4 protein-coding genes and 1 pseudogene are annotated in these 5249 nt (G+C 64.9%); 3 read left to right on the top strand and 2 right to left on the bottom strand.

The genetic code is table 11. The features are described from left to right. Positions 1-501 (top strand): annotated as a pseudogene (locus tag EOA60_RS17420) (penicillin-binding protein); the annotation flags it as partial. Positions 502-564: 63 nt separating this feature from the next. Further along, the gene (locus EOA60_RS17425) at positions 565-1314 is read left to right on the top strand and encodes an SDR family oxidoreductase (RefSeq protein ID WP_067004093.1); all 750 of its coding nucleotides are present in this window, start codon (positions 565-567) and stop codon (positions 1312-1314) included. A gap of 66 nt (positions 1315-1380) precedes the next feature. Here the strand turns inward: EOA60_RS17425 and ybaL are convergent, their stop codons facing one another. Both ybaL and EOA60_RS17435 read right to left on the bottom strand, forming a co-directional pair. Then, positions 1381-3183: a YbaL family putative K(+) efflux transporter gene (gene ybaL, locus EOA60_RS17430; RefSeq protein WP_095823512.1), complete on the bottom strand. Its 1803-nt coding sequence runs from the start codon at positions 3181-3183 to the stop codon at positions 1381-1383. 214 nt (positions 3184-3397) lie between these two features. After that, positions 3398-3838 carry a host attachment family protein gene (locus tag EOA60_RS17435; protein ID WP_164747059.1) on the bottom strand — a complete coding sequence of 147 codons (441 nt, stop codon included), beginning with the start codon at positions 3836-3838 and terminating at the stop codon, positions 3398-3400. A 420-nt stretch (positions 3839-4258) separates the two neighbouring features. Here EOA60_RS17435 and EOA60_RS17440 point away from each other — a divergent pair. Further along, positions 4259-5249 (top strand): SAM-dependent methyltransferase (locus EOA60_RS17440; protein WP_128311663.1); only part of this gene is annotated, 991 nt, incomplete at its 3' end.

Raw genomic sequence — 5249 nt, forward strand, 5'->3', positions numbered from 1 at the left:
GCCTTCAACTGGCCCTCGGCCGGCAAGACCGGCACCAGCCAGAATTCACGCGACGCCTGGTTCGTCGGCTATACCGCCAACCTCACGACGGGTGTGTGGTTCGGCAATGACGACGGCAGCCCGATGAAGAAGGTGACCGGCGGCGCCTTGCCGGCGCAGGCCTGGCACGAATTCATGGTCGCCGCGCATGAAGGCTTGCCGGTCAGGCCGTTGCCCGGCACGTGGAAATCGACGCCGCCCGATACGGTTGTGCCGGACGAGATACCCTCGGCGGACAACTCGCAGCCGGCGCCGCCCGCGCCCGTCGGCCAGTCGAGCCCTGTCGCCCAGGCGCCCGCACGGCAGGCGCGTCCAGCCCAGACGGTCGATGCCGATGGCTTCGATATGCCGAGCGACGGCGGTACCACCGCCTCGGTCGGGCATCCGGTGCCGCCCGGCGATGTCGGCGGCCCGAAGAAAAGGCGGCAGACGTCGATTCTCGACATCCTCAGCGGCGGTTGAGGGGCAACTCGCCTCTCGCAATGGCTGGCGCCTTCGGCTACATGTCCGGCCGGAGATCAAGCCATGGCCGAAATCGACAGCAGAAAAACCATCGTGCTCACCGGCGCCAGCCGCGGCATCGGCCATGCGACGGTGAAACGCTTTTCACGCGAGGGCTGGCGCGTCATCACCTGCTCGCGACAGGCCTTTGCCGAGGACTGTCCATGGCCGGCGGGTCCCGAAGACCACATCAAGGTCGACCTTGCCGACCAGGAGGATGTCGGCATTGCCGTCTCGGAAATCCGCCACCGGCTGGAGGCGCATGGCGGGCAGTTGCACGCGCTGGTCAACAATGCTGGCATCTCGCCGAAGCTCAAGGACGGCGGCCGGATGAACTCGATCGAGACGCCGATGCATGTCTGGCGCGACGTGTTCCAGGTCAATTTCTTCGCCCCGATCATGCTGGCGAGAGGGCTGTTCAAGGAACTCGCCGCCGCCAAGGGCTCAATCGTCAACGTCACCTCGATCGCCGGCACGCGCGTGCATCCATTTGCCGGCACGGCCTATGCGACGTCGAAGGCGGCGCTGGGTTCTCTGACGCGCGAGATGGCGCATGACTTCGGGCCGCACGGCATCCGCGTCAATGCGATCGCGCCGGGCGAGATCGACACGGCGATCCTGTCGCCCGGCACCGACAAGATCGTCGAGACGATCCCGCTGAGAAGGCTGGGCGCCACGTCGGAAGTGGCCGACATCATCTTTTTCCTGTGTTCGGGCCAGGCGTCCTACGTGACCGGCTCGGAAATCCACATCAATGGCGGCCAGCACGTGTGACTTCCATCTCAGCGACATCGCTTCCGTTATTCGTTTCCTGATCCGCTTGGTTTGTGCAGACGAGCGTCAGGCAGGCCGCGGCCTGATCTCGACAGCGGCGTCGTCCAGCCGAGCGGGTGACATGCCGGTAACCGCCTCGACAATGCCGCGTGCTATTTCGCGCTCGCCCATGATCACGGTGTCGGCGCCGAGAGCCTTGAGATGCTCGACCTCGGCATCGGAATGGGCGCGCGCAATGACGCTGATGCCGGGATTGACCGCGCGCGCCCGCAGCACCACCTGTCCCGCCTCGAAGGCGTTGGGGATGGCGAGGATCAGCCGTTTGGCGCCTTCCGGATTGGTTGCCGCGAAGACGTCCGCATTGGCGGCATTGCCGGCCACCGTTTCGACGCCGTCGGCCCTCAGCTTCGCCAGCGTCTTGTCGGCATCCTCGACGACCAGGAAGGGCAGGGCGGCTTGTTTCAGCGCGGCACCCACGAGGCTGCCGACACGTCCATAGCCGATCAGGATGGAATGGTCGGTGAGTCCCGTTCGCGGCGGCAGACCATTCTCGCTTTCAGACACTGCCGCCGCCGAGGCCACCTGGCCGGGCTCGGTCGCCGGGCCGATCGGCCTTGATTCCTCGGGCTCTGCCGTTTTGCCGGCGCGCTTTTCCAGCCACGGCTTCATCCTGTCGACGATCAGGAACATCAGCGGGTTGAGCAGGATCGACAGGATGGCGCCGGCCAGAATGAGGTCGCGGCCCTGTTCGGGCAGAAGCTTCAACCCGACGCCGAGCTCGGCCAGGATGAAGGAGAATTCGCCGATCTGGGCAAGGCTGGCCGAGATAATCAGCGCGGTCGCGACCGGATAGCGGAAGGCGATGACGATGACGAAAGCGGCGAGCGATTTGCCGATGAGGATGATGGCTAAGGTCGCCAGGATCGGCAGGCCGTTGCTGACCAGGCTGAACGGATCGAACAGCATGCCGACGGAAACGAAGAACAGCACGGAAAAAGCGTCGCGCAGCGGCAGCGATTCTTCCGCCGCCCGGTGGCTGAGCTCGGACTCGCTCATGACCATGCCGGCGAAGAAGGCGCCGAGCGCCAGCGAGACGCCGAACAGCTTCGCCGCGCCGAAGGCGACGCCGAGCGCGATGGCAAGCACCGAGAGCCGGAACAGCTCGCGTGAGCCGGTATGGGCGACATAGTGCAGGATCCAGGGGATGACCCTGCGGCCTACGACCAGCATGACGACGACGAAGGCGACGACCTTGGCCAGCGTTATGCCGACCACGCCCCATATGCCGTGGCTGGCGGGCAGCGAAAGCAGGCTCGCATGGTCGTCGGCCTGCGGCTGGCCGCCAAGCACGCCGGCGAGCGCCGGCAAAAGCACCAGCGCCAGCACCATGGCCAAATCCTCGACGATCAGCCAGCCGACGGCGATGCGGCCGCGCTCGGTCTCGATCAGCCGCCGCTCCTGCATGGCGCGCAGCAGGACGACGGTCGAGGCGACGGAGAGCGCGAGGCCGAAGACAAGGCCGGCGCCGAGCGACCAGCCAAGCAGCCAGGCGAGGCCGACGCCGAGCAGCGTGGCAAAGCCGATCTGCACGACGGCGCCGGGCACGGCGATTGCGCGGACCGACAAAAGATCCTTCAGCGAGAAATGCAGGCCGACGCCGAACATCAGCAGGATGACGCCGATCTCGGCGAGTTCGTTGGCAAGGCTGGCGTCGGCGACGAAGCCCGGCGTGTTCGGACCGACCAGCACGCCGGCCACCAGATAGCCGACCAGCGGCGGGATGCGGAATCGGTTGGCCAATGCTCCGAAAACGAAGGCAAGCCCCAAACCGGCGACGATGGTGGCGATCAGGGGCGTGTCATGCGGCATTGTCTATGGAGCGCCTTTCGAGAATTCACGATGTCGATAAGCGCCGCCCGAGGGCCGTCGCCCCTTCGCAATATGGTCGGGGGAGGGGCGGTGACGCAACCACCGCTACACGGAAATCGGCGCCGCGATCGGGCGCCGGATGAGAAAATCAGAGCGAGCCGCCATGAGGGGGCCACGGCATCAATCCCCTGCACTGTGCGTTCCTGCGTGCCGCTCAGGCCGCTTTGAGCAGATTCTCGATGTCGAAGACGGTATGATTGGTCAGCGTCTTGGGGATTTCGGCCTGCACTTTTTCACTGACTTCCTTGTGCAGCTTCTGACGCATCTCGCCGAGCACCTGCGGCGGCGCGATCAGCACGAGCTGGTCGAACTCACCCCGATGTGCAAGCTTGTAGAGCCGATCGGCAATATCGCTTGCGAAACGTTCCTTGCCGAGGCGATGCCAGTCGGTTTCTTCGATCGCGCTGCGTGGCCCTTCGGCATACCGGCCCGGTTTATCGGTGCCTTGCTCCCTGGTGGCGGGATTTTCCTGCTCCATCTCCTGAACCACCTCGAGGTTCGGAAACTTGCTGTCGCCTTCATTGCGGAGGAAAAGCGCCTTCTCGCCGTCGGCCACGACCACCCAGAGACCGCGTTTAAGCTTGATGTTCATGATTTTCCTCCTTGCCTTGAGCACAAATCGAGCCCCGCGAGAGCGGCTCGACCGACGGGATGGATCGTTAGCGAAACGTGCCGCCGAGCATGATAGTTCCGCATCAACTAACGACTGCAGGATGTGCTGCAAGCGGCAGCGATCTCACCCACCAGCAAGACCGCGTCTTAATCTACTAGGTTGGTAGAATTTAGAAAAAACCGTTTTGCCGTGTCGGCTGCACGGCGCTAAAAACTATGCCGGATCAATAGCTCTCGGATAGGTGCCCGACCACCTCGAGGTCCGGCGTAGAATTTTTTTCTCCTGCCTTTCGCGGCTGCGAAAAAGCGATTGCCTGCCATCAAGGGATGCGCGACTGCTTGCCTTCTGGTTTTTCCCAGGCCCGCATAAAACTGCCAGACTGTTCTCGTACTGTTTATCGCCATGTCGCCAGCCAATGCCAAGCTCAACGCCTTCCCCGTCTTCCTGCGGGTCGACGGCGAAGCCGTGGCCATCGTCGGCAACGGCGAGGAGGCACTGGCCAAGGCCAGGCTGCTTGCTCAGTCAAACGCGACGCTGCGCATCATTGCGGACAATGCCGATCCCGAGCTTCTGAATTTCATTGCTACCGCCGGCGCTGTCCACGTCGATGTCGCCTACGATGCCGCGCACCTCGAGGACGCGGCCATGGTGTTTGCCGCCAGCGGCGACGAGGCGCTCGACCGCCGCGTGGTCGAAGACGCCCGCCGGCTGGGCATTCCGGTCAACGCCGTCGACCGGCCTGAGCTCTGCGATTTCTTCACCCCGGCGCTGGTCAACCGCGCGCCGGTCGCCATCGCCATCGGCACCGAGGGCGCCGGCCCTGTGCTGGCGCAGCTGCTGCGGGTGCGCATCGATCGCATGCTGTCGCCGTCGCTTGGCCGGCTGGCGGCCTTGGCGTCGTCGTTTCGCACTGCTGCCGAGCGGCTGCCGAAAGGCAATCGCCGCCGCCGGTTCTGGAGCGATTTCTTCGCCGGCCTCCCGGCCAAGGCGGTTGAAGCCGGAGAGTTCGCCAGGGCGCATAGCGCTGCGCTTGAGCTTTTGACTTCGGACGCGCCGACCGCAGGTCACATCGCTCTGGTCGGCGCCGGCCCGGGCGCGGAGGATCTTTTGACGCTGCGCGCCCACCGCCTGCTGATGGAGGCCGACGCGATCGTCTATGACGCGCTGGTGCCGGAAGCGATCGTCGCCATGGGGCGCCGCGATGCCGAGCGCTTGCCTGTCGGCAAGCGCAAGGGCTGCCATTCCAAGAGCCAGGAAGAAATCAACGCTCTGCTCATCGAGCTTGGCCGCGCCGGCAAGCGCGTGGTGCGGCTGAAATCAGGCGATCCGCTTGTGTTCGGGCGGGCGGGCGAGGAAATGGCAGCACTTCGCGAGGCCGGCATCGCCTATGAGG

It is taken from the genome of Mesorhizobium sp. M1A.F.Ca.IN.020.06.1.1 (assembly GCF_004023265.1).
GTDB lineage: Bacteria > Pseudomonadota > Alphaproteobacteria > Rhizobiales > Rhizobiaceae > Mesorhizobium.